This is a genomic window from Streptococcus sp. GMD4S (genome assembly GCF_000296955.1).
The window spans coordinates 1-509 of record NZ_AJRE01000431.1; the positions used below are offsets into that span (position 1 = coordinate 1).

The 509-nt window shown below is 42.6% G+C and carries 1 protein-coding gene and 1 pseudogene; both read right to left on the reverse strand.

Annotated features, from left to right (window positions below; genetic code table 11):
• Position 1 precedes the first annotated feature (1 nt).
• Positions 2-241 carry a 30S ribosomal protein S18 gene (rpsR, locus tag GMD4S_RS10340; protein WP_000068664.1) on the reverse strand — a complete coding sequence of 80 codons (240 nt, stop codon included), beginning with the start codon at positions 239-241 and terminating at the stop codon, positions 2-4.
• Positions 242-272: 31 nt separating this feature from the next.
• Positions 273-509: pseudogene (locus GMD4S_RS10345) on the reverse strand (single-stranded DNA-binding protein); the annotation flags it as partial.

The window sequence follows — 509 nt, forward strand, 5'->3', positions numbered from 1 at the left end:
TTTAATCTTCGTTTACGAAAGGCATCAAAGCCATTACGCGTGCGCGTTTGATAGCTGTTGTTACTTTACGTTGGTTTTTAGCTGAAGTTCCTGTTACACGACGAGGAAGGATTTTCCCACGTTCTGAAACGAAACGGCTAAGAAGCTCAGTATCTTTGTAATCAACATATTCAATTTTGTTTGCTGCGATGTAATCAACTTTTTTACGGCGTTTGAATCCGCCACGACGTTGTTGAGCCATGTTTTTTCTCCTTTATAGTATTAATTGTCCATTAAAATGGTAAATCATCATCTGAAATGTCCAATGGATTGGTTGCTCCAAATGGATTCTCAGAACGTGAAAAGTCTGGTACTGGGTTTGCAGGTGCCGATTGACCAGCAGTTGGTGCAGAATAAGCCCCACCTGTATGTCCTTCGCGCACTCCGCGGCTTTCCAACATTTGGAAATTCTCAGCCACGACTTCTGTTACGTAGACACGTTGTCCTTGCTGGTTATCGTAACTACGAGT

What these genes read in the sequence shown, in the direction of transcription:
- rpsR (WP_000068664.1), bottom strand. Translation starts at nt 241, where the DNA reads ATGGCTCAACAACGTCGTGGCGGATTCAAACGCCGTAAAAAAGTTGAT.